The following is a 23115-nucleotide window of genomic DNA, read 5'->3' as shown; positions in this document are numbered from 1 at the left end:
CATGGTGATCTTCCTGCAGGCCGTTGCCAACGGGCTCCTCCTGGGCGGCGTCTACGGCCTCGTCTCAGTAGGCCTGACTCTAATCTTTGGGGTCATGCGGATCGTCAACTTCGCCCATGGCGAGTTTCTGATGCTCGGCATGTTCGCCGCCTACTGGCTCGCCCGACTCTTTGACCTCAACCCGTATCTGGTGGTGCTCCCGGCGGGCCTCCTTCTCTTTCTTGCCGGTGTCTTGACCCAGCGGCTCCTCATCGACCGGGTCCTGGGGCAGACGGATGAGGCGCAGATTTTGCTGACCGTGGGCCTGTCGGCGTTCCTGCAGGGCGGAGCGCTGTTCGTCTGGGGCGCCGATTACCGGACCGTGGTGACGCCGCTGGCGACAGCGAGTCTCGCGCTGGGATCGGTCTTCCTGTCGATCCCGCGGCTCATCGCGTTCGGCGTCGCCATGCTGTTGGCCGCGGGCCTGTACCTGCTTCTCACGCAGACGGATCTCGGGAAAGCGATGCGGGCCGCGGCCGAAAACCGGGAGGTCGCCGTGCTGCTGGGCATCGATACCCGAGGGATTTTCCTGATCGCGTTCGGGATTGGGACCGCGCTCGTCGGGGTCGCCGGCGCCCTGATGGTGCCGGTCCTCGCCACGTTCCCCACGGTAGGGACGCTCTTTACCCTCACGGCGTTCGTCGTCGTGGTGCTGGGGGGAGCGGGCGATATCGTGGGCGCGATGATCGGAGGAGGCATCATCGGCGTGACTGAGGCCCTGATCGCCACGTACGTCGCGCTGGACCTGGCGCCGGTCGCTACCTTCCTGATCTTTCTTCTCATCCTGCTGGTGCGCCCGCAGGGGTTGTTCGGGACGGGACGCGTATGACCCCGCACGCGTCGGTGGCGACGGCCTCGCGATCCACGGCGGTTCACCGCGCCCGGTCCCGGCCGGCGCTGGCAGCGACCGGAGGCGTCGTGCTCCTTGGGCTGTTGGCGGTTCCCGTATGGTTCCCAGGTACGTACCTGATGCACCTGTGGGTAACCTTCTACCTGTTCGGGGCCCTTGCGACTGCGTGGGACCTGATCGGGGGCTATGCCGGCCAGCTGTCCCTCGGGCACGCGGCGTTCTTCGCGATCGGTGCCTACACCTCGGTGCTGCTCCTGCAGCACGCCGGCCTCACACCGCTCATCGGCGGCCTCGTGGGCGCGGGGCTGGCCGTGGCGATCGCATTGGGACTCGGATACATCGTGTTCCGCCTCCGGGGGTTGTTCTTCGCGATGGCGACGATCGCGTTTGCGCAGATCGTCTACGCGCTGCTGCTGCACTTCCAGGCGCTCACCCAGGGTGACAACGGCCTGGCGATCCGGTTCACGGGTGACCGTCCGCTGGATCTCATGTTCCGCTCGGAGGCGCCGTTCTACTACATCGCGCTCGCGCTGCTGCTCGTGGCCCTCTGGGCGACGTCGGCGGTGCGCCGGTCCCGGATCGGATACTACCTGCGGGCGATCCGGGACGATCAGGACGCGGCAGAGTCGATCGGCGTGTCCGCCCGGCGGGCCAAGCTCTGGGCCCTTGCGGTCAGCGCGGCCCTGACCGCGGCCGGCGGCACCGTGTACGCGTTTGACATCGGGTTTATCAACCCCGACAGCGCCGCCTCGCTGGCGCTCTCGATCGAGATCACGATCATGGCCATTGTGGGGGGCGTGGGCACCTCTGCCGGGCCGGTGATCGGCGCAGGGGTGGTCGTCGCGTTGACGCAGGTCACGAACGCCGCGCTGGGCGCCCGGGGCGGGGCGAGCACGGCGTTGTACGGCCTCTTGCTGATCATCACCGTCTTGATTCAGCCTGCCGGCCTGGTTGCTCTCTGGCGGGGCCGCCGCTAAGCATATGACGGTGAAATCGTGGCCTACGGCGTGAGCCAAGACGTCCGTTGGAGGGCCCCGGGTCTTCAAGAATTCGCGTTGGCCCGGCGGATTCTTAGGGTGGGGTAGAGGCGCCGATGGCATTGCTCGAGGTTTCCGGCCTCACAAAATATTTCGGTGGGGTGCGTGCGCTGAACGGAGTCGGTGTCGCGGTGAACGCCGCCGAGATCGTGGGCCTCATCGGCCCCAACGGATCGGGGAAGACCACCTTCGTCAACGCGGCAACCGGCCTGGTGGCTCCCGATGCGGGACGGGTCATCCTCACAGACCGGGATGTGACCGGGATCCCTGCCCCAGCGGCGGCACGGGCCGGGCTGGCGCGAACGTTCCAGTCCCCCCGTCCGTTCCTCCGCATGACCGTCCTGGAGAACGTCGCGGTCGCGGCATTGCTGCGCGCGCCGCGTGTGCCCGACGCGTTTCGCGCCGCCCGCGACGTTCTGGAACTGGTTGGGCTGGCGTCGGAGGCGGACACCCCGGCGTCGGCGCTGCCCAGCGAGCGGCGCAAGCGGCTGGATCTGGCGCGAGCGCTCGCCGTGCAGCCCCGCGTGCTGTTCCTCGACGAGGTGATGGCCGGTCTCAACCCAACGGAGCAAGAGGAGGGGATCGCGCTCATCCGCCGGGTCAACGCGCTGGGGATCGCGATCGTGTACATCGAGCACGTGATGGAGACCGTGGTCACCCTCTGCCCCCGCGTGATCGTCCTGAATCACGGCGACGTGATCGCGGCGGGCCGTCCCGGCGACGTCCTCTCCGACCCCGTCGTGGTCGAAGCGTACCTGGGGAGCGGCGATGCTCCGGATTGAAGGGCTGCGCGCCGGGTACGGCGACCTCGAGGTCCTGCACGGGATCAGCCTGGAGGTCGGCGACGGCGAGGCGGTGGCCATATTGGGAGCGAACGGGTCGGGCAAGACCACGCTGCTTCGCGTGATCTCGCGCCTGCACGCGGCGGCCGCCGGCCGGATTTCGTGGAACGGCGACGACGTCTTTGCCGAGCCGGCCCACCGCCTGGCGGATCTCGGGATCGCGCACGTGCCGGACGGCCGGGGCATCCTCCGGACGCTGACGGTGCACGAAAACCTCGAGCTCGGCGCCTACATCGCCTCCGCCCGCGCGCATCGGCGGGCCAGCCTCGAGCGCGTGCGCGCGCTGTTCCCGATCCTCGGCGAGCGTTCCCGGCAGCGCGCGGGGACGCTCTCCGGCGGAGAGCAGCAGATGCTGGCGATCGGGCGGGCGCTCATGCTTCGCCCGCGTCTGTTGATCCTTGACGAGCCGTCGCTGGGGCTCGCTCCGAAGGTGGCCTCGACGATCTTCGGCGTGATCGGAAAGATCCAACGGAGCGATACGGCGGTTCTCATGGTCGAGCAGAACGTCCGCCGCGCGCTCGCCGTTGCCGACCGGGGGTACGTCTTGGAGACCGGGCGGATCGCGCTGGGCGGCACGAGCGCCGAGCTCCGCGAGAGCGCGGCTGTCCGCTCGGCGTACCTGGGGCTTGCAGGCAAGGAGCGCCCGGAAGGAGACGTGTGACGATGTCGCAGGCGCATCATGTGGAATCCGCGCGGCCGTTCCGCGCCAAGCCGGGTCTGGTTCGGGCCCGGAGCCTCCGCGCAGATCGCGGAGGTGGTGCAGGGGCTCGGCGTTGAGCCGGGGCCGGCGCTGCTCGTCACGGACGCCGTCGTGGAAGAGTTGGCCCCGGCGCGCGGCGTGGAGGCGGGTCTCTCGGGATGCGACCCGAAGGAGCTGGAGCCGTACCTGAAGGAGCCGATGAGTCCCGGATGGAAGCCGGCGTACGCGTCGTCGATGATCGGGCAGCGTGAGGTTTCGTGTCCTCCCGAGGCCGTCGCGACCGACGTGCGAGGCGCTGCGCCGTCGGCCGGTTCCAGCGGATTTTGAGGCGCTGCAATGAAAGCCGTTCGGTGTGGTGCGATGTGTGGGAAGGGAGGGTAACCGTATGAGCAGGCGTATCGCCAGCATCGCTCTCGTGTCTCTCCTGGCGCTTGCGGCACAAGGAGCCGTGGTGCCCGCACCAACGAGCGCCGCCGCCGCACAGGTCGTGCATCTGACGGCGTGGACGATCGGTCCCGACGAGCCCTCGTACAATCGGAAGGACAACCTCCTCACCGCCGCGGACGCCCTCAACCAGCAACTGGCGTCCGAGGGCTCGGGGATGAGGGTTGCCCTGGACGCGACGTTCTCAACCGGGGACTGGGGTTCCTACAAGCAGCGATTCGTGCTGGCGGCGCAGTCTGGAAAGGCGGCCGACATCGTGGCGACCGGTCACGAGGACATCGCCGCGTGGGCCGCGGCCGGCTACGTCATCCCGTTGGACGCCTACGTCAAGAAGTACCCGGAGTTTTCCAGGGTCATCCCGACCCTCTGGGTGGCCACCAAGTTCGAGGGGAAGATCTACGCGATCCCGCAGGACGTCGAGGCCCGGCCTCTCTATTACAACATGCCGCTGCTCGCCAAACTCGGATGGCCTCAGGAGAAGATCGCCGGGCTGTCCAAGGCGATCGAGGCCGGTCAGTTCACGCTCGCCGATCTGCTGCAGACCGCGAAGGAGGCGGTGGAGAAGGGGGTCGTCACGCCCGGGCACGGGTGGTGGATCCGGCCGATCAACGGCCCGGACTACTACATGTACTACGAGGCGTTCGGGGGCCGGACGCAGGACGCGAGCGGCAAGCTGCTGCTCGACACCAAGGCCCTGCACGACGAATACACGTTCTTTCATGATGCCGTCGTCACCGACAAGGTGACCCCGAAGGACCTCATCGGCACCGACTGGAACAGCTGGCACGAGGTTGTCGTGAGCCGGCAGGTGCTCTTCACGCAGTGCGGGACCTGGTGCTGGGCGCAATGGATCGCGCAGTACAAGATGCCGGCCGACGACCTGTGGAAGACGTACGGGTTTGCCCTCGTGCCGGCGGGGCGCAAGGGCGGCAAGCCGGTCACCCTAAGTCACCCCATCGTGTACATGATCAGCAAGAATTCGAAGTATCCGGATCTCGCGGCACGGATCCTGGCGCTCGCCACGACACCACAGCTCAACGCCCGTCACGCGGTGACGAGTGGCCACCTCGCGATCCTCACGAACGAGGCCGCGGTCCCGGAGTATGCGCATGACCGGTTCGCGTCGGAGACGATCTATATGCTGAAGGACACAACGTTCCTGCCGAACAACAAGCTGTTTGGCACGTACGATCAGGCGATGTGGCTCGGCCTGTCGGCCGTGATCGGCGGACAGATGACACCCGATCAGGCCGTGCAGACGGTGACGCAGCAGCTGCGGACCAACCTGGGTAATAACGTGCTCATTCGGTAGGGGCACGCCCGGAATCCCGCGCGGGCAATGCCGGCTGTGAGACGCGACATCCGCCGCCTGTGGGGTGTCGCCGGGCATCCCACTATGTTCCTGGGTCCCGCCGTGCTCGTGATCCTGGCCTTGTTCCTCGCCCCTGCCGTCCTGACGATCGTGATCAGCCTGACGAACCTCAGCGTCTCGACCGGACTGAACCAGTACCAGTGGATCGGCCTCGCGAACTACGGGCAGCTTACCGGCAGTCCGTGGCTTGTGCTGGTGCTTCGGAACACGGTCCTCTACGTGGTCGGTACGCTGGTGCTCTTCAACGTCGGCATGGCGCTCGTGCTGGCGATCTTGACCGCCCACCTCTCGGCGCGTGTCGCCGGGATGTTCCGGGTCCTCTGGATGCTGCCGCGGATTACCCCGTCCGTCGTGTATGCGCTCATGTGGCGGTGGTTCGCCGCCCAACCCCCATACGGGACCCTCAGCCAGTTGCTCGGGCTTGTGGGCGTCCCCGGACATAACTGGATGAATGCGCACCCGTGGGGGTTCGTCATCGCGCTGAACGGGTTTGTCGGCGCCTCGTTCGGCATGATCATCTTCTCGTCCGCGATCGCGGCGATCCCACGGGACCAGTACCTGGCCGCCCAGGTGGACGGGGCGTCGTCGTGGCAGCAGATCTGGCGCATTACGCTGCCGTGGCTGCGGTGGCCGGTCCTGTTCGTGACGGCGTACCAGACGCTGTCGCTCCTGACGTCGTTCGAGTACATCCTGCTGACGACCAACGGGGGGCCGGGATTCTTTACGACCGAGGTGTGGTCGCTGTACGCGTTCCATCTGGCGCTGTCCAACTACTTCGGGAACACGCAGTTCGGCCTGGGCGCGGCGCTCGCTGCGGTGCTCGTCGTCCTCGGGCTGGCCGCGTCGCTCGTGTTACTGCGCGTGTTCCGGTTCGGGGAGCTCGTCGCGCCTCCCAGGATTGAGGTGAACTGAGTGCCCGACGCCGTCGTGCCCCGCGGGCGCTGGGCCGTCGCGCTGGCGCTGGTCGTCCTTTCGGGGCCGATCATCGTGATGTACGGCTGGCTCCTCCTCGCGTCGTTCAGCGGGAGTATCACCGGGTTGGTTCCGCACGGCTTGGCCCTCGAGAATTGGCGGTTCCTGTGGAGCACACTGCCCAACCAGGCGAACGCCTGGGTCGCGACCGCCAACTCGCTGACCTTCGCCGTCGCGCTGGCCGTCCTCGAACTCTGCGTCGGATCGATGGCCGCATACGCGCTGTCCCGATTGAATTTCCCCGGCCGTGGCGTGTTCCTGTCCTCGACGATCGCCCTGCACTCGTTCCCGAGCGTCACCCTCTTGATCGCGATCTTCCTGATCCTGCGCTTCCTCGGCTTGTACGATCGGTTGGCCGGCGTAATTTTCGTGAAGCTCGCGCTCGATCTTCCGCTGGGGATTTGGATCATGAAGGGATTCTACGACGGGGTCCCATGGGACATCGAGATGGCCGCCCTGACGGATGGATACTCCCGCCTCAGGGTGTGGTGGCGTGTGATGCTCCCCCTGATCAAGCCCGGTCTCTTTGCGTTTGGCATCTTCGCCTTCCTCAGCGGGTGGAACGAGTTTCTGCTCCCGTACGTGCTGCTGCCAAGTCAGGGATCGCAGACGCTCTCAGTCCTGATGGCCGGCCTGGCGGGGGAGGAACGCTTCGCGGACTACGGGCTCGTGACGGCGTTGGCCGTGTTCTACATTCTGCCGGCGGTGCTCATCTTCACACTGACCCAGAAGTACCTGTTGCAGATCTTCTCGGGCGGGGTGAAGGGCTGACGTGCGGGTCGTGCTCGAGCACCTGTCCAAGCGGTTCGGGCCGGTGATCGCTGTGGACGACATCTCCCTGACCGTTGGGGAGGGAGAGCTCGTGGCGCTGCTCGGACCGTCCGGGTGCGGCAAGTCGACCGCCCTGTTTCTGGTCGCCGGTCTCTACCGGCCGTCCGCGGGTCGCATCCTCTTCGGGGACCGCGTGGTCAATGACGTCCCGCCGCAGAATCGAGGGGTCGGGATGATGTTCCAAAGTTATGCGTTGTATCCTCATTTGACCGTGTTTGAGAACATCGCGTTCCCCCTGCGGGTAAAGCGGCTCCCGGCAGGGGAGGTGTCCCGGCGGGTGCACGAGGTGGCCGCGTTAGCGGGGATCACCGAGGTGCTGCCCCGCCGTCCCGGGCAGCTCTCGGGCGGTCAGCAGCAACGGGTCGCCTTGTGCCGGGCGCTGGTGAAAGCGCCCGCCGTCCTCCTCCTTGACGAGCCGCTCTCGAACCTGGACGCCCGGCTGCGCGAGGTCACGCGCGCCGAGATCAAACGGCTGCAACGAGAGCTGAGGATCACGACGCTCTTCGTCTCGCACGACCAGGCTGAGGCGCTCGGCATCGCGGATCGGGTCGGGGTGATGCAGAATGGCAAGCTGGTCGCGGTCATGACGCCAGGTGAGCTCTACGATCATCCGCCGTCCCGGTTCGTGGCGGAGTTTATCGGCACCCCGCCGATGAACTTCCTCCAGGTCCAGGTTGCCGATGGACGCCTCACCTTCGGTTCGATGGTCATCCATCGCCTGTCCCGGCCGGTTCTCCCGGGCGGGTACGTGCTGGGCATCCGGCCCGAGCACCTGCGGATCGCCGCCCAAGGGGAACTGCATGCGGAGGTCATGCTTGCGGAGCCCATGGGGCGGGAGGTGCTGATTCACGCCTTGTGCGGGGAAGCACACCTGCGGATTCTGGCCGATGCTCGGACCCGAGTCATGCCCGGGCAGTCCGTCCGCCTACAGTTCGAGTGGGAACAGGCGCACCTGTTCGACCCCGAGAACGGGACGGTGGTGCCGTTGACCGTGAGCCAGGAGGCGGCGAGATGACGGAGCCCCCCTCATGCCTCGGGCGGATGGCCCGCGCTGCGCCGCCACGGTTGCGATGACATCGCGGCGATCCGACCGTGTTGCGTTGATGCGTCTGCGCGGCGGGCGGCGGGGTTCGACCGCGTGCGTCTTCCTCCGCGATGTCTCGCGCGGACGCTGACCTTCAGGCCGCGACCCGCGCCCTGCTGGCCGTGGCCGCCCGGGTTGACTGGGGGACTACGCGCCGGGAGAACGACCCTGTCATCGAAGCGGCGATTGCCGCGCTGCGCGCAGTCGTGGCGGAGGACGCCGAGGACACGCACCATCTGGAACAACTGGCGATGCTCGAACACAACGTCGGACGGCTCAATGCGGCACGCGCCCTTTATGCACGGGTGAACGAGCTCGATCCTCCCCGTTTCCCGACCGACCCAGAGCGGGAGGCGGTTGAGCGTTTTTGCCCGGTTACGCTGACGACGCGGGCCGAGTGTTTCGAGTTGCGCGACTGCGCGGCCGTCCACCACCCGGCCGATCCGATCATCGGCTACCACCTCTTCTGGGAGGACGACTGGGATTACCCCGACGATGACGAACCGAGCGACCATGAAATCGTGTGGGTCCGGTATCGGCCGTCCGATCTCGTGTTGGTTGAGGTCGCGACCTACTTTCACGGGCGCGTGCTGACGGGCGGCCCCGGGGCGGCCGGCGCCCGCCCGACCGTGCTCGTCCAGTGGGGCAAGCACGGCTCGTTGCCAGAAGGGTGGGAGCACCTAGCCGGGATAGCGCCGATACTGCGGAAGGACTTCGAGGCATCGCGTCGGGGAGGTCGCGTGCCGGACCATCCGCGGAAGCGACGTTGGCCGAGCCAGTTCTCCGGCGAGTGGCCAGACTACGTCCGGTTCGAGCGCGCCGTCGACCCGCTGCCGCTGCTCCGCGCGAGGACGTGGTACGCTGTCGGCCGGTGGGCGAACGCGATCCTCCATGACGACTTTGTGCCCTACAACTTCCACGCAAAGCGGGAGTGGCCCCACGATGACCTTATCAATCTATGAACCCGGGTGTCCCTGGACGGTCGAGGACAACCGGTGGGTCGTCCTCGAAATGATCGCGATGTTCACGCCGCAGCGGATGATGTTCGGGAGCAACTTCCCGGTGGACAGTTTGTGCCGGTTCGCCGTACGGCACACGCCTGGGAAGGAGACGTCCGGCCGCGGCGCCAACTGAGCCTGCGCGATGGCCGTCAGGGTCGGGATTCTCGGAGCGGGCTTCATCGGACGCGTACACGCGCTCAATCTGAAGGCCGATCCCCGAGTCACCCTGGCGGGCGTCGCCGACGTGGTGCCGGCCGCGGCGGTGCGTCTGGCCGGGGAGGTCGAAACGCGGGCGCTCCCGGATCTGGGGGCGCTGCTCGACGCCGGCGCCGAGGCCGTCTACGTCACGACCCCCAACACGCGCCACGTCGAGCCGGTGCTCACCATCCTTGCGCACGGCGCCCACGTGTTCTCGGAGAAACCGATGGCCACGTCGCTCGAGGAGGCCTGGCGAATTCGCAGGGAGTCGGAACGGGCACGCGGAGTCTACCAGATCGGATTCAACCGGCGCTTCGCCAACGTCTACGCGTTCGCGCGGCGGCTCATCGACGAGGGCCGTCTCCGGCCGATCGCGGCACAGATGAAGCACAACCGCGGTGAACTGCGCCAGCCGCCGTGGACCTCGGATCCGAAGGTCACAGGCGGCTACCTGTACGAGACGCCGGTCCATCTGTTCGACATGGCGCGGTTTCTCTTCGGGGATGTGGCCGAACTTCAGGGGTGGGCGCGTCAGAGCGTCTATGCGGAGCCCGACGCCTTCGCGTTGTTGCTGCGGTTTCACAGCGGCGTGATCGCGACGGTCACCAGCGTGGCGCACGCGAGCTGGCTCTTCCCCTCGGAGCGCATCGAGGTCTACGGCGACCACGCGTCCGTCGTCACGGAGGAGCTCGAGCGCGCCGCGTTCAGCGCGGGACCGCGTGTCCAGGTCGAAGCCATCGACTGTCTTGCGATGCCGTTCGAACAGAAATGGGGCTACGTCGCTGAGGACCGGCTCTTCATCGACGCCGTGCTTGGCGAGCGTTCCCCGGCCGCAACCGCTGCGGACGGCTATCGCGCGACGGAGCTGATCGAGGCGTCCTACCGCGCGGTGCGCGAGAGCCGCCCCATCGCCTTGCCGCTTCCCGAGCCCGCCGCCGGCTAACAACGTGTCCGGGACGCCTCTCGCTCACGTCGTAGGCCCTAGCACGACCGTGCGGCGGGAGAAGAACGTAGAAGCACATAGGCGGACACGAACGGAAGGGGACCGAACCAGGCGGTGGCTATGGGGGTTGCGGGTTCACGTCCCGTCAGCCACCCCGTATTTAATCAAGGGTGCCGCTCCATCACGTCGGCACGAAGCACACGTACTGTAGCCAGAATCCGAGTGCGCGCCAACTCCGCGCGATAGTATTTCGGGGAGCGTGGCGTGTGGACGGCCGTTCCGGCTATTCGGCCGGTTTGCAAAGTTGACCTATGGGACGGAGCCGCTCGTGATGTTCGGGACTGCCGGTTGCGACGTACTTCTCCGCGCTCAAAGCCGCCTGGATTCTCGACCAGGTACCGGGCGCGCGACGCCGCGCGGAGCGCGTCTTTGCGCCGCGATGGCCGGCCGAACAGCGGGATGGCGAGTACGCGGTATGGAAGCGCGCCGTCGAGCGGGCAACGGGTTGGATCGTGACGGGGTGAGGGGGGGGCGGCATGACCGTCAAGCGGAGGCATCGTCGGGCCAGGCGGACGGCGACGGGGGAACGTCGATTCTGGCGGATCGTGGAGAGCAAGGTACCCGCGGAGGTGCGGGTCCATCTCGGGCGCGCGCGCCGGGAGATCCTTTTGGCCGTGAGGGCGGTGGTCGATGGGGCCGTCGCCAGGGGTGCGCGATCCCTGAAGCGGGGCGCCCTCGGGCGGTCAGGCGGGTCCGCCGGAGGTCCGGCCCGAAGAACCTCAAGGTGATGGCGCCGTTCTGCCGGACGCCCGAGGAAAGGCGTTGAATATTCTTCGCGCGCTGTCCGAACGACTCTTCGCGGGCGGCGAAGAAAGCCCGCTCAAAGCGTGCTCCGCGATCCTGCTGATCGCGCGGGAGGCCAACGCGGCGATCGGGGCTCCCGCGCCCAGCAGGCCGGACATTGCGAACATACGCAGACTCGAGCAGAGAGCGGACGACGAGAAGTTCAGAATCGCCAACGTGATCACGTCCGGTGCCGTCGCACCCAATGTGCTCGACAATATGTTGTCGTTGCTCGGCCATCACGATGACATCGTGAATGCCATCTACAATCTCGCTCGGGAATTGAGCCGGTACGGCGTCAGAGACGAGGAGGAGGATCGCTATATTCGCGCGCAGGTCGTCGAGGTGAGCCGCCTTGTGGACTCGGCGCTGGGCACATTGCTGGAGATGTACGGGCAGGCAGACGTGATGAAACTCCGGACCCTGCGGCAGACGATCGAGCGGCTGGAGGAAACGGGGGACGCCATTAAGGAGAGCATGCTTGATCGCGCCTACGCGACGTCGACGGCGTTCCAACCCTTCTACCATATGATCCAGGTGGCCTATCTCGCGGACAGCATCCTGGACGGTTGCGAGGATTCCGCCGATGCGCTGCTGACCATCGTGTCCTCCATCATCACCTGATTTCGTCCGCCGATGCTGCACCTCGCGATCGTGCTCGCGGTCTGTACGTTGGCGGCCCAGGTGTCCGGAAACAACCTGTCCGTCTGCACGGGCGCGGTGATCTCGTCGCGCATCGTGTCCCGGTGGACGGGGATATGGATCGCCGTCGCAGGCTATTCGCTCGGCCTGGTGGTCGAAGGGCCCGCCATGCGAACGGGGTTTGCGAAGCTGATGCCGAACAGCACGGATTCGTTGGTGTTGGTCGCGCTTGCCACCGGGATCGTCATCTTCGTCGTTGCACATCTGAAACGGGTCCCTCAATCCCTGTCGCAGACGTTTGCGGCCGTGATCCTGGGGATTGGCGCGGCGAGACACCTCGCCATCAATCGGGCGTTCGTGTTCACGATGTTGGCATTTTGGATATGCGCGCCGCTCGCGTCGATCGTCGCGATCGTGTTTTTGATGAGGGTCTCCCGTCGAATCCTCGGCGAGCGGAGCATATGGGGCACGATCAGGAAGATCAAGGCGTCGCTGCTGGTGCTTTCGTTCTTCGCGGCGTTCACCCTCGGCGCGAACACGATCGGATTTGTGTACGCGGCGATACCGTATGATCCGCGCACTCTGGTGCTTGTCGTTCTGGCGATCGTCGTCGGATCGACGCGGCTCAGCGCCGGAGAGCTGCGGCGGGTCGGAAACGAGATCGTTGCGATGCGGTACATTAATGCGATTACCGCGCAGTTCAGTTCGATCGCGCTCATCGAGGCGGCCACGCTGGTCGGGGTGCCGCTGTCGAACAGCGTCGTCTTCACCTCTGGCGTCTTCGGCGCGGGATTCAGTTACAAGCATCGGTTGCTGACGGCGAAGGCCGCGAAGACCATCGCATACGCGTGGCTGGCGATGCCGGTGATCGGCTTCCTCATCGGGTATGTTGCCGCGGCGATACTGGCCCGGCACGCGTTCGGTTGAGGCCGGCTCCTGCGGATGCCGAAGCGTACGGGACCGCCGTCTCGATTCCGTGGGCCGGCTCCTGGATCGCGCAGGTGTTCTTCGGCGGCGTCTACCCGACGTCGCACTCGCTTTCCCGCAACGGGCATCACCTCTCTTCTTCTGTCGGTCGAGCCGCGCGCTCCCGTTTGATCTGCGCGACGACCCCACCGACGGCCAGCGTTCGGAATAGGAGGCCGAAGCATGTGACTCTGGCCGCCTCCGGGACACCAAGTAAACCGATTCCCACACCCCTCCGCCAGTCCACGTCCACATCACCGTCGGCGCCCAATAGCGCCGCGTCGCGGTCACGCATCCGCGCGCGCCGGCGACTGCTACGCGGCGCGCGTCTTTCGGCAGGAAGCCCCTGCCTGTTGCGGAATCAGACAGCCTCATGGCAACCCTTGTCGTCCAAGCCCTCAACACGGCGGTGTACACCGCCGTTCTTTTTCTCATCGCCGGCGGGTTGAGCCTCGTCTATGGCGTCATGCGCGTCGTGAACCTGGCCCACGGCAACCTCTACATGCTCGGCGCGTTCGTGATGGCATGGGCGGCCGGCGGCGCGGCCGCGAGCGTCGCGCCCCCGCTGTTGCTCCTGCTGCTGCCGGTCGCCGGGGTGATCGTCGGGCTGGTCGGCGCCGTGATCGAGCCGACCCTGCTCCGGCCGCTGTACGACCGGGCCGAGGAGTATCAGCTGCTCCTGACGTTCGGCCTGCTGCTGATCCTCGAGGACCTGACAAAGTTCGTGTGGGGGCCCACGCCGCTCTCGGCCAGCACGCTGTGGAGCGCGTTCGGCACCATCACCGTGCTGGGGTCCGACTATCCGGCCTATAACCTGCTCGTGATCGCCGTCGGAGCGGTGAGCGCCGTCCTGCTCTGGGCCTTCGTGTACCGGACGAAGTTCGGCGTGATGCTGCGGGCGACGTCGCAGAACCGCAAGATGGCGGTCTCGCTCGGCGTCAACGTGCGGGCGCTCTACGTGCTCGCGTTCTCGCTCGGATGTCTCATGGCCGGCGTCGCCGGCGCCGTCATCGTCCCCATTCAGGGTGCGGTGCTCGGCATGGGCGTGGATGCCCTCGTCCTCTCGTTCGTGGTCGTCGTCATCGGCGGCCTGGGAAGCCTCGAGGGCGCGATGGCCGGGGCCTTCATCGTGGCGGTCGTGCGCACGCTGGCAATCAGCTTCTTCCCGGAGCTGGAATTGGCCGTCTTGTACCTCATGGCGGCGGCCGTGCTCGTCACGCGGCCCGCGGGCCTCTTCAGCCGGTCGTCGTCGTGAACGACACGGCCGTCACCGTCGCGCGCCCTGCGAGGGTGGTTCCGGCCGGCGCCTACTTGGTGCCGGTCGCGGTGCTGCTGCTCATCTTTCCGTACGTTGCACCGACCTATCAGACGATCATCCTGTCCTACGGGCTCGCGTTCGCGATCGCGGCCCTGGCCCTCAACCTGCTCCTCGGGTACACGGGCCTGCTGTCGTTCGGGCACGCCGCGTTTTTCGGCGCCGGGGGGTACGCCGCCGGCTTCGTGTTCAAGTATCTGCACGTCGTGTCGATGGAGGCGTTTCTCGCGGCGGGAGCGCTGTCGGGCATCGTCATCGCCGCGCTGTTCGGCTTCGTCTGCGTGCGCTACACCCGGATCTTCTTTTCCATTCTGGCGCTCGCGCTCTCACAGGTGCTGTGGAGCCTGGCCTTCAAACTTTTCTGGGTGACCGGCGGGACCGACGGCCTGCGCGTCCCGACGCCCACCCTCCTCGGCGGCGTCCTCGGGACCCCGGCCGACAAGGTGACGTTCCTCTCACATCAGTACTACTACTACACGCTCGTCGTGTTCGCGGTCTGCGCCGGCATGATGTGGCTGATCGTGAACTCGCCCTTCGGCAAGGCCCTTCAGGCGATCCGGGACAACGAGGTTCGCGCCGAGTTCATCGGCATTCGCGTCCGCCGGTACCGCTGGATCGCGTTCGTCCTGTCCGGCATGTTCGCCAGCGTCGCCGGGACGCTCTGGGCGCCGCTCAACGGCCTCGCCACGCCGGAGGCCCTCTACTGGCCGTTCTCCGGGGAGATCGTCTTCATGGCCGTGCTCGGCGGCTTTCGGACGTTTTCGGGTCCGATCGTCGGCGCGGTGGTCTTCAACTACCTTAAGGCGTACGCGGTCGGCCGCACCGAGTACTGGCAACTGCTGCTCGGCGTCGTGTTGGTGATCCTGGTCATGGTGATGCCCGAAGGCATTATCGGCACGCTCGCGCGGATCGGCCGCCGGCTGGTTGCCCCTGGGCCTACGGGCGTGCGCCAGGGCGCCGAGACCGGGCCGTCCGGCCCGCGTCAGACGGGCCTGCGCGGGGAGGGCTGACATGCCGCCGCTGCTCGCCGCGCAGGGACTTCGGAAATCCTTCGGCGACAACCACGCCGTCGACGGCGTGGACTTCTTCGTCGAGCCGGAACGCCTCGTCGCCGTCGTCGGCTCCAACGGCGCCGGCAAGACCACGCTCGTGAATCTGATCACCGGTCTCCTGCAGCCCGACGCGGGGACGATCGTCTTCGCCGGGCAGGACATCACGACGCTGCCGGTCTTCGGCCGGATCAAGGCGGGGATCGCGCGCAGTTTCCAGCTGGTCAACCTGTTCGACCTCATGACGGTGCTGGATAACGTGCGGCTCGCGGTGTTCACCCGCGAGAACAAGACCCATAAAGCCCTGCACGTCGCCGATCGCGACCGTGAAGCGGAGGACGAGGCCCGCAGGGTCCTGGCGGACTTCGGCCTCGCCGACAAGTGGAACGTCGCGGCGGGCGGGCTCGCGCAGGGCGAGCGCAAACTGCTCGACGTCGCGCTCGCCTACGCGCTGCGGCCGCGGCTCATCCTGCTCGACGAGCCGACGAGCGGCGTGGGCACGCGCGAGAAGAGCCAGATCATGGACCGGATCGAGTCCGTCGTGCGGTCCCACGGCCTCAGCGCGGTCATCGTCGAGCACGATATGGACATCGTCTTCAAGTACTCGGACGCCATCCTCTTGATGCACGAGGGACGCGTGCTCGCCGCGGGCGCGCCCGGCGAGATCGTGCGCGACGAGCGGGTCGCGGCGATGCTCGGACGGAACGTGATCCGATGACGGAGCCGGGGACCGTGCTCGCGCTCGACGGCGTCAACGTCTACCGCGGTCAGGCGCACGTGCTGCGCGATGTGTCGCTGGCCGTGCACAGCGGCGAGACCGTATGTCTGGTCGGACGGAACGGCGCCGGCAAGACGACCGCCATGGAAAGTGTGATGGGCCTCCTGCCGGTTCACTCGGGCACCGTCACGTATCACGGACGTGAGATCACGGCGATCGCCACGCACATCCGCGCGCGTCGTGGCATCGGCTACGCGCCCGACGACTGCGGGATCTTCCCGGACCTGACCGTGGCCGAACATCTCCGCATGGGGACCTGGCTGGCCGGAACCCCGCCTGGCGCGGGGGACGGCGCCCGCGCCCGGCACAGCGACGCGATCGATGAGTTGTTCCCGGAGCTGCGACGCCTCTTGCCCCGCAAGGGTCTGCACCTGAGCGGAGGCGAGAAGAAGATGGTCGCGATCGCCCGATCGATGTCACTCCTGCCGTCCGTGCTGCTGCTCGACGAAGCGTTCGAGGGTCTCGCGCCGGTCGTCGTCAACCGGTTCGCCGACGCCGTCCGTAAGATTCAAGACATGGGCATCTCGATGCTGATCGCCGAATCGAACGTTGTGAGCGCGGCCAAGGTCGCGGATCGGCTGTACGTCATCGATCGCGGCGAGATCCTCTTCCAAGGCGCGCCGGCCGACGTGTTCGCGAACGAGTCCGTCATGCAGACGATCCGCGGGTAGGGGTGGTCTCATGAAAGGCATCGCACGCGGCGTCTCCGGCACCTTCGCCACGATCTGGCGGGCGATACGGGCGAGGCCGTCCGTCTTCGCCGGCGTCGCGCTGGCCGTCGTGGCCCTCGACGTCTTCCTGCCTGTGATCGTGCTGTCGGTGTTCCGCAAACCGTACGATTATTTCACCTTCAACCCGTGGCTCCGGCACGCGCCGTCGTGGGTGCTGTCGCCGGACGTGACCCTCGCGCGCAAGATCGAGTTCCTCTCGAACGTGGCCATCTTCTGGTTCATCGCCAACAGCCCGTATGACGAGCCGGCGTGGGGATTCTCCGCGGGCATCCCGGACTTCATCCGGTGGATCTACATGGGCGTCGCATTCGGCGCATACTTTGCGCTGTGGTTTTCCGCGCGCGGCGGACGGCGTGAGTCCCACAGCGGGGGACGGACCGTCGGCGGCTGGGCGGCCGCACGCGGAGGACGCGGCGGGGCGGCCGGTGCCGTGTTCAGCACGCTCGGTCTGTTCACGTCGTCGTGCGGGGTCACAGGGTGCGGCGCCCCGGTTCTTCCCGTCCTCGCACTCGCCCTGCAGGGCTTGACCAGCGGCACACTCGCCCTGCTCGCGACGATCTCCTCCATCGCCAGCCTGGTCGTGCTGATCGGGACGACGCTCGCCGTGCTCGCGCTGGCGTGGTTGATCAACCGCGCCGAGACAGCCGGTTCGGCGGAGAGGCCGGTCGTGCCGCCGGCGCACGCGGGGGCCACGCCGGCATAACCCCTCGGGGATCCGCCGGCCATTACACCCGGCCGCGGGCTTTGTAACGACCGCGGCGGCGCCCGTTACAGATCTTTGATAGAGGAACCGTACCGCAGGCGGCTAATATAGCGGGTTGCCGCTGCCCGGTTTGCGGCTGCCCGGTTTGCGGCCCTTTCGCGGAGCCCCGGGTGGCGCTTGAACGCGATCGGCGCGGCACATAGGGGGTGGGGAAGCTTGGCTGACAACAAGAAGGAAGTTAGTCGTCGAGAGTTCTTCACGCAGATGGGCGTCACCGTCGGGACGGCGGCGGTCGGTGCCGCGGCCGTCTCGGGAGCCGGCCGTCTGGCCGCGCCCGATCTGGCCCAGGCGCAGCCGGCCTCCGGCAAGATCCCGGACACGCCGTTCAAGGTCGGCCAGATGACGTTCTTCTCCGGCCCGGCCGCGGTGCTCGGCGAGCCGATGTACAAGGGCACGGTGCTCGCCGTGGAGGAGATCAACGCGAAGGGCGGCCTGCTCGGGAAGCGCAAGATCGAGCTGATCAAGGCCGACGAGAACGCCGGCACGGACGCGAACGTCAAGGAGCTGAGGCGGCTCAAGGTCTCGGAGAAGATCGACTTCTTCACCGGCATCACGTCCAGCGGCAACACGCCGGCGCTGGGCCCGGTCGCGGAAGAACTGAAGGTGCTCACGATTTTCGTCGACGGCTGCACGGACTTTCTGTTTGACAAGGCCGTCCCGGATCCCAAGTACATCTTCCGCATCACGAACATCCAGTCGGCCGACGGCGTGACCGCGGCGATCGCGATGGCGCAGACGTACCCGCACGTGCGGCGGATCGCCCACATCCATCCCGACTACTCGTACGGCCGGAACGCGTTCCAGCACGTCCGGGTCGTGAGCGAGAAGCTGCTGCCCGGCTCGCAGGTCGTCATGGAGGGGTGGCCCAAGCTCGGGACCACCGATTTCGCGGCCCACATCACCAAGGCCATCTCGGCGAAGCCGGACATCCTCTTCACCTCGGTCTGGGGCGGCGACTACATCGCCTTCTACAAACAGGCGCTGGGGTACGGCCTCTACAAGAAGATGAAGTATGCTACCACGCTCGCGCTGGGCGTTGCGCCGCAGGCGATCGGCAAGGATCACCCCGAGGGCGTGATCGGAGGCTGCCACGCGAACTACTACTTCACGTTCCCGTCCGGGAGGAAGTGGCCGCTCAACAACGACTTCGTCAACGCGTACTACGCGCGGTGGAAGGAGTACCCGAACTTCCAGGCCGAGGGCGGGTACTCCGCGATGCACATGCTGCAGGTGGCGATCGCGAAGGCGAACAAGCTGACCGGCGGCTGGCCGGATGACGAGGCGATCATCAGCCAGCTCGAGGGACTCGGCTACGCCGGCCCCGGCGGATACGTGTGGTTCCGTCCGGACAACCATCAGGGCTACAAGGACGCGATGACCGGCTTCACCAAGAACTACCCGAACTACCCGTTCCAGACGATGGATACCAGCCGGGTCATCACCATCCCGATCCGCAGCATCACGGCACCGCCCGGCTGGCCGGCGCCGAAGGGCGACGATACCCGGACCTCCGACTGGATCAACAAGACCTGGCCGAAGGTCGCGGGCTAGTCGCCGCACGGTTGTGAGGCGGGGGCCGCGGCATCCCGCGGCTCCCGTCTTTTTGACCGCCGATGATCCATGCTTCGCGTTGAGTCCGCCTCCGCCGGCAGTCCCGCCCCCCGTCTGGCGCGGGGACGTCCTGGCTCGCGCCGCAGGCCCGAACGGCCCCGCAGCCGGGGCCGCCGATTTCAGATGACGCGGCCCCGGCACGCCGGGGACGTGCTGCGCCTTTCGGCCACCGCCGCGGTGCTGGTGCTGACGCTGACCGTGCCGACGCGGGCCGGGCACGAGTCGCCGTTTGACCCGTCCTACTACCCGCACGAAATTCGGATCGAATCGATGACGCCCGCCGCCGCGGGAGGCCCGCTCGGCCGGGCGGCGATCCACGCGTTTGTCGGCGGCAACCCCTATGAAGGGCGGCAGCCGCCCGCCGACGTGACGTCGATTGACTCGCTCGACGCCTATGTCGTCCTAACGGTCAACGCCGGCCGGCTCAAAGACGGCGCGGCGCGCTGCGCAGCGGCGCAGCGCGCCGCGGGGATGCTGACGGCCAAGCACGGGGGCTTCGTGTTTGCGCCTTACCCGGTGACGCCCTACCACGAGGACTACCTTGCCCATGCCGACCTCGCGGCGGCGGCGCGGAAAGGAACATCCGCTCCTGCCGGCACTCCCGGTACCGGCGGCCTGGTCGTGATCGCGGACGGATCCGCCGCGGCAGCGCTGCTCGGCGCGTCCGCGTGGCGCGGCGCGACGGCCGACTGGGACGTGCGCGTCGAGACGGTTACGCTGCGCGATCTCCTGGCCGCTCACGCGACCCGGTTTGCCGGATGGATCGGCCCGCCCTGGCTCAAGGAAGGCTGGTTCGACGCGTATCTGTTGATGGCCGGAAGCGTCGGGGATCACACGGCCCGTGCGGACATCGACCGGGTGTACGGACAGCTGATCTCGGGAGAGCCGCGCAGCGAGGCGCAGTCGGTCAACCTCGAGAGGCGTCTCGTGTCCCTGCTGCGGCGCGGATGCGAGCGCGTCGTCGCCGGCTACACGACGCGCCGGGAGTACTACAGCAGCGCCTACTCGCCGGGCATCGAGAACGTCGGGTTCGATTCCTACGACGGGTTCGACTCCGGCATCTTCGTCCGCACCGCCAAGCTCAAGGACTTTCCGTGGAACGGCGTGTTGCGCCTCGGCCTGGCGGCGCCGCCCCCCGGAGGGGGTAGGCCGCCCGCGGCGTGGAATCCGGTGGCCGGCTTCGGGGATCCGCTCGGGCGCCTCGTGTGGGCGGCCGTGGGCGACCCGGCGATGCTGCCCGCGCCCTACGGCGGCGGCTGGATCGCCAACCGGATCGGCAGTTGGGAAACCTGGAGCGTGAAGGTCCAGCGCGCCTTCGGCGGCGTCGCGGTGCCCGATGCGTCCCGGCACCAGGTCGACGTTCCCGCCGACGCGGTCCTGCCGCATAGGGGAAGCGGCGCGCTCGATCGCGTCGGGCCGGGTAAGCGGGCGGCCGACATGGTGGAGTACCGGGTGCTCGCCTCATTGTTTCACGACGGTACGTCGATGACCGCCGCGGACGTGCTGTATCCGTTCGCCTTTGCCTATCGCTGGGGGGTAGGACCGGGCGGCGATCGCGGCGCGTATGATCCGGCGGTCGGCCGCGACACCGTGTTGGTCCGGCGGTTTCTCGCCGGCGTCAAGATCACCGGCGTTCAGAAGGTCGTGAGAGACCTCGGCGGCGACCTGAAGCTGCGGTACGACGTGCCGATCGTCCGGGTCTACCTCGGGTACGCGGGGGCCGACCAATATACCCCGCTCGTGGCGATGCCGTGGAGCACTGTGCCGTGGCACGTGCTCGCGCTTATGGACGAGGCCGCCCGGCGCGGCGTCGGCACGCTCTCCCCGGAAGCGGCGGCGCGCCTTCGGGTGCCGGTCCTCGATCTCGTCCGCTCACCGACGCAGCGAGAGCGACTGGCCCGGATCGTCGACGAATTCGCGGCCCAAGGCTACGTGCCGGAGGCGCTGCGGGGCATGGTGACGGCCGGGGACGCGCGGAAACGGTGGCGCGCGCTCGCGGCCTTCTATCGCGAACACCACCATTTTCTCGTTACGAACGGTCCCTACCGGCTCCAGTCGTGGTCGCAGACCGGCGTGGTGTTGGGGGTCTTTCGGGACCTCAGTTACCCGCTCGGCGTCGGCTCGTTCGACAAGGAAGTGTATCCCCGCCGCGCGTTCATCCGGACGATCGCCGTTCGCGGGGGCCGGATCGAGTTCCGGCCGGACGTGGAGCGCGTGTTCAAGTACGACCGCTACTACAAGATGGTCACGGAAGCGCTCGGGAGCAATACGTCCGGCGCCTATGACGACATCAACGCGGTCTGCCGGTATCTCGTCGTGCGAGGCGACGGACAGGTCGTCAAGGCCGGCACTGTTGCCGGGCCCAAGAGCGGCGGTTTTTCCTTCAATCCGGCGGACGGGCTCAGCCGCGGCGACTACACGATCGTGCTGGCGGTCTTTCTCAACGACAATTTCATCAACCCCGACGTCAAGACCGTAGTCTACCGCAAGTAGCGCTTCTAGCAGGGTGCAGAAAAATTGAGCTCAGGTGCGTTCGTCGTGCCCACACCGATCGGGACCATGCTTAATCGAGGGCCTGCGACGATCCCGGGGTTCGGGATTCGGTGTGACTTACTGTCCTCAACGTCGTCAAGAGACACGTCTCCTTCATGCGGCGGCCTCCCGCAGATTGCGGAGTCGCACGAGATTGTAGACAGCGCAGGCGAAGATAAACATCCAGTCCACTCGCTCCGTGCCACGATGGCGCAGCTTGCGCATCAAGCCCACCGTCTTCAGCCAGCCGAAGATCTCTTCCACCCGCTTGCGGGTCCGCTGGCTGATCGCATAGCCGGGGTGCCGGGTCGTCCGCTCGTCGATGGCGCTCTGGCGACCCGTCGTGTTCTGGGCCACATGTGGGGTGACATTCAAGTCGCGCATCGCATCGACGAAGTCCGCGGTGTCGAAGGCTTTGTCCGCCCCCATCGTGCAGCGCCGCTCGCCCGCCACCTGCTCGACCAGATCTTCAGCCGTGTGCGCTTCCGCGGTCCCCGTCGCGGCCGTCGCTTGGGCCCGCACTACCAAGCCGTGGCGGTTCTCCATCACCACGTGACCCATGTAGCACAGCTTCGCCTCACGCCCGTTGCCCTTGCGGAACAGCCGTGCGTCCGGGTCCGTCGTCGACTGATGGGTGGCATTGCGGCGTCGTTCGCCGTGAAAGTTCACGGTCGGATTCCCCGGATCGTCCGGGGGCGGCTGGTCAGTCGGATCCTGGTCCTTCGGCCGGAAGCTCTTGAGCCCCGCCCACGCTTCCAGCAGCGTGGCGTCGACGGTGAAGTGCTCTGCCGAGAGCAGGTGCCGCTCCCGCGCCTGGGCCAGCACGCGCTCAAAGAAGGCCTGCGCGATATCGCCGTCGAGCAGGCGCTGGCGATTCTTCGTGAAGGTCGTCGCGTCCCAGATCGGGTCATCCATATTGAGCCCGACAAACCAGCGGTAGAGCAGGTTGTAGTCGAGTTGCTCGATCAGCTGGCGCTCGCTGCGGATCGTGTAGAGCACCTGGACCAGCAACGCGCGCAGCAGCCGTTCGGGCGGGATCGAGGGCCGGCCGACCTTCGAGTACAGGCGGTCGAACGCGGGCGAGAGCTCGTGCAGGACCGTATCGACCATCGCCCGGATCGCGCGCAGCGGATGATCCTGCGGCACCCGCTGCTCCGGCATGACGTAGCTGAACACCCCGGGCTGCTCAGGATCGTCGCCGCGCATTGTGAGTCCTCCGAAGGGGGTGCGTACGAGGCTATGTTTACGTCTAAACATAGATTCATCACTCACGCGGCCACACCTGCTTTTTCCGCACCCTGCTAGCCGTTGAATGACGACTGGCGACGGCCGCCGGGAAAAGTTCGCCATGCACCCGTCGACGTTGAAACTCTGTCTTGCATTGCAAGGTATCGATAGTGTCGTTATCGGCGACGATACCAGCGCCCAGGCCCTCAAGCTCAACGAGATCATCGCGCGAGAGGCTGGCGAGCGCCTGACGTTTGAGTCCAATCCGGCGACTTTCTTGCGCGTGCTCCAGGATTCAGAAGGGGATTTTCGGACCGCCTGACATGCTTGCTACCGATCTCACTT

At 67.0% G+C, this 23115-nt stretch carries 22 protein-coding genes and 1 pseudogene; 22 read left to right on the top strand and 1 reads right to left on the bottom strand.

Annotated elements, in window-relative coordinates:
• Position 1 precedes the first annotated feature (1 nt).
• The 21 genes and pseudogenes from VGZ23_14460 (at position 2) to VGZ23_14360 (ending at position 21504) form a co-directional block, all read left to right on the top strand.
• Positions 2-868, top strand: a complete 867-nt coding sequence (locus tag VGZ23_14460; GenBank protein HEV2358792.1) for a branched-chain amino acid ABC transporter permease — start codon at positions 2-4, stop codon at positions 866-868.
• A complete protein-coding gene (locus VGZ23_14455) occupies positions 865-1866 on the top strand; it encodes a branched-chain amino acid ABC transporter permease (GenBank protein HEV2358791.1) in 1002 nt (333 codons plus the stop codon). The genes VGZ23_14460 and VGZ23_14455 overlap by 4 nt, the downstream gene beginning before the upstream one ends.
• A 116-nt stretch (positions 1867-1982) precedes the next feature.
• Positions 1983-2708: an ABC transporter ATP-binding protein gene (locus tag VGZ23_14450; protein HEV2358790.1), complete on the top strand. Its 726-nt coding sequence runs from the start codon at positions 1983-1985 to the stop codon at positions 2706-2708.
• A complete protein-coding gene (locus VGZ23_14445; GenBank protein HEV2358789.1) occupies positions 2695-3429 on the top strand; it encodes an ABC transporter ATP-binding protein in 735 nt (244 codons plus the stop codon). Before VGZ23_14450 ends, VGZ23_14445 begins: the two co-directional genes overlap by 14 nt.
• 18 nt (positions 3430-3447) lie before the next feature.
• The gene (locus VGZ23_14440) at positions 3448-3795 is read left to right on the top strand and encodes a hypothetical protein (protein HEV2358788.1); all 348 of its coding nucleotides are present in this window, start codon (positions 3448-3450) and stop codon (positions 3793-3795) included.
• Positions 3796-3853: 58 nt separating this feature from the next.
• On the top strand, positions 3854-5224 hold the full coding sequence (locus VGZ23_14435; GenBank protein HEV2358787.1) for an extracellular solute-binding protein: 1371 nt from the start codon (positions 3854-3856) through the stop codon (positions 5222-5224).
• A 36-nt stretch (positions 5225-5260) separates the two neighbouring features.
• Positions 5261-6196: a sugar ABC transporter permease gene (locus VGZ23_14430; GenBank protein ID HEV2358786.1), complete on the top strand. Its 936-nt coding sequence runs from the start codon at positions 5261-5263 to the stop codon at positions 6194-6196.
• Positions 6197-7027, top strand: a complete 831-nt coding sequence (locus VGZ23_14425) for a carbohydrate ABC transporter permease (protein HEV2358785.1) — start codon at positions 6197-6199, stop codon at positions 7025-7027.
• 1 nt (position 7028) lies between these two features.
• Positions 7029-8102 (top strand): ABC transporter ATP-binding protein, encoded by a 1074-nt coding sequence (locus VGZ23_14420; protein HEV2358784.1) that lies wholly within the window; start codon positions 7029-7031, stop codon positions 8100-8102.
• Positions 8103-8242: 140 nt separating this feature from the next.
• Positions 8243-9133, top strand: coding sequence for a hypothetical protein (locus VGZ23_14415; GenBank protein HEV2358783.1), 891 nt, complete (start codon positions 8243-8245; stop codon positions 9131-9133).
• 13 nt (positions 9134-9146) lie between these two features.
• Positions 9147-9248, top strand: a pseudogene (locus VGZ23_14410) (thioesterase).
• Between the two features lie 66 nt (positions 9249-9314).
• Entirely contained in the window at positions 9315-10313 is a 999-nt protein-coding gene (locus VGZ23_14405) for a Gfo/Idh/MocA family oxidoreductase (GenBank protein ID HEV2358782.1), read from the top strand.
• A gap of 822 nt (positions 10314-11135) precedes the next feature.
• Complete coding sequence (locus VGZ23_14400) at positions 11136-11780, top strand: DUF47 family protein (GenBank protein ID HEV2358781.1); 645 nt, start codon at positions 11136-11138, stop codon at positions 11778-11780.
• A gap of 12 nt (positions 11781-11792) precedes the next feature.
• Positions 11793-12725, top strand: a complete 933-nt coding sequence (locus VGZ23_14395) for an inorganic phosphate transporter (GenBank protein HEV2358780.1) — start codon at positions 11793-11795, stop codon at positions 12723-12725.
• Between the two features lie 412 nt (positions 12726-13137).
• Entirely contained in the window at positions 13138-14019 is an 882-nt protein-coding gene (locus VGZ23_14390) for a branched-chain amino acid ABC transporter permease (GenBank protein ID HEV2358779.1), read from the top strand.
• Complete coding sequence (locus tag VGZ23_14385) at positions 14016-15089, top strand: branched-chain amino acid ABC transporter permease (protein HEV2358778.1); 1074 nt, start codon at positions 14016-14018, stop codon at positions 15087-15089. Before VGZ23_14390 ends, VGZ23_14385 begins: the two co-directional genes overlap by 4 nt.
• A 1-nt stretch (position 15090) precedes the next feature.
• Positions 15091-15846: an ABC transporter ATP-binding protein gene (locus tag VGZ23_14380; protein ID HEV2358777.1), complete on the top strand. Its 756-nt coding sequence runs from the start codon at positions 15091-15093 to the stop codon at positions 15844-15846.
• Positions 15843-16577 carry an ABC transporter ATP-binding protein gene (locus tag VGZ23_14375; protein ID HEV2358776.1) on the top strand — a complete coding sequence of 245 codons (735 nt, stop codon included), beginning with the start codon at positions 15843-15845 and terminating at the stop codon, positions 16575-16577. The genes VGZ23_14380 and VGZ23_14375 overlap by 4 nt, the downstream gene beginning before the upstream one ends.
• A 10-nt stretch (positions 16578-16587) precedes the next feature.
• A complete protein-coding gene (locus tag VGZ23_14370) occupies positions 16588-17340 on the top strand; it encodes a hypothetical protein (protein HEV2358775.1) in 753 nt (250 codons plus the stop codon).
• A gap of 216 nt (positions 17341-17556) precedes the next feature.
• Positions 17557-18951 (top strand): ABC transporter substrate-binding protein, encoded by a 1395-nt coding sequence (locus VGZ23_14365; protein HEV2358774.1) that lies wholly within the window; start codon positions 17557-17559, stop codon positions 18949-18951.
• A gap of 183 nt (positions 18952-19134) precedes the next feature.
• Positions 19135-21504, top strand: a complete 2370-nt coding sequence (locus tag VGZ23_14360) for a hypothetical protein (GenBank protein HEV2358773.1) — start codon at positions 19135-19137, stop codon at positions 21502-21504.
• A gap of 153 nt (positions 21505-21657) precedes the next feature.
• Here VGZ23_14360 and VGZ23_14355 read toward each other — a convergent pair whose 3' ends face one another.
• Positions 21658-22749, bottom strand: a complete 1092-nt coding sequence (locus VGZ23_14355) for an IS5 family transposase (GenBank protein HEV2358772.1) — start codon at positions 22747-22749, stop codon at positions 21658-21660.
• Between the two features lie 106 nt (positions 22750-22855).
• On the opposite strand from VGZ23_14355, the gene VGZ23_14350 reads away from it, so the two are divergent.
• A complete protein-coding gene (locus VGZ23_14350) occupies positions 22856-23092 on the top strand; it encodes a hypothetical protein (protein ID HEV2358771.1) in 237 nt (78 codons plus the stop codon).
• Positions 23093-23115 lie beyond the last annotated feature (23 nt).

It is taken from the genome of bacterium (assembly GCA_035945995.1).
GTDB lineage: Bacteria > Sysuimicrobiota > Sysuimicrobiia > Sysuimicrobiales > Segetimicrobiaceae > DASSJF01.
This window is presented reverse-complemented; position numbering and strand designations above follow the sequence as displayed.

Excerpts from the sequence above, each read along its gene's own strand:
- VGZ23_14460 (HEV2358792.1), top strand. The coding sequence starts at position 2 with ATGGTGATCTTCCTGCAGGCCGTTGCCAACGGGCTCCTCCTGGGCGGC.
- VGZ23_14455 (HEV2358791.1), top strand. The coding sequence starts at position 865 with ATGACCCCGCACGCGTCGGTGGCGACGGCCTCGCGATCCACGGCGGTT.
- VGZ23_14450 (HEV2358790.1), top strand. The coding sequence starts at position 1,983 with ATGGCATTGCTCGAGGTTTCCGGCCTCACAAAATATTTCGGTGGGGTG.
- VGZ23_14445 (HEV2358789.1), top strand. The coding sequence starts at position 2,695 with ATGCTCCGGATTGAAGGGCTGCGCGCCGGGTACGGCGACCTCGAGGTC.
- VGZ23_14440 (HEV2358788.1), top strand. The coding sequence starts at position 3,448 with ATGTGGAATCCGCGCGGCCGTTCCGCGCCAAGCCGGGTCTGGTTCGGG.
- VGZ23_14435 (HEV2358787.1), top strand. The coding sequence starts at position 3,854 with ATGAGCAGGCGTATCGCCAGCATCGCTCTCGTGTCTCTCCTGGCGCTT.
- VGZ23_14415 (HEV2358783.1), top strand. The coding sequence starts at position 8,243 with ATGTCTCGCGCGGACGCTGACCTTCAGGCCGCGACCCGCGCCCTGCTG.
- VGZ23_14405 (HEV2358782.1), top strand. The coding sequence starts at position 9,315 with ATGGCCGTCAGGGTCGGGATTCTCGGAGCGGGCTTCATCGGACGCGTA.
- VGZ23_14395 (HEV2358780.1), top strand. The coding sequence starts at position 11,793 with ATGCTGCACCTCGCGATCGTGCTCGCGGTCTGTACGTTGGCGGCCCAG.
- VGZ23_14390 (HEV2358779.1), top strand. The coding sequence starts at position 13,138 with ATGGCAACCCTTGTCGTCCAAGCCCTCAACACGGCGGTGTACACCGCC.
- VGZ23_14380 (HEV2358777.1), top strand. The coding sequence starts at position 15,091 with ATGCCGCCGCTGCTCGCCGCGCAGGGACTTCGGAAATCCTTCGGCGAC.
- VGZ23_14375 (HEV2358776.1), top strand. The coding sequence starts at position 15,843 with ATGACGGAGCCGGGGACCGTGCTCGCGCTCGACGGCGTCAACGTCTAC.
- VGZ23_14370 (HEV2358775.1), top strand. The coding sequence starts at position 16,588 with ATGAAAGGCATCGCACGCGGCGTCTCCGGCACCTTCGCCACGATCTGG.
- VGZ23_14360 (HEV2358773.1), top strand. The coding sequence starts at position 19,135 with ATGACGCGGCCCCGGCACGCCGGGGACGTGCTGCGCCTTTCGGCCACC.
- VGZ23_14355 (HEV2358772.1), bottom strand. The coding sequence starts at position 22,749 with ATGCGCGGCGACGATCCTGAGCAGCCCGGGGTGTTCAGCTACGTCATG.
- VGZ23_14350 (HEV2358771.1), top strand. The coding sequence starts at position 22,856 with ATGACGACTGGCGACGGCCGCCGGGAAAAGTTCGCCATGCACCCGTCG.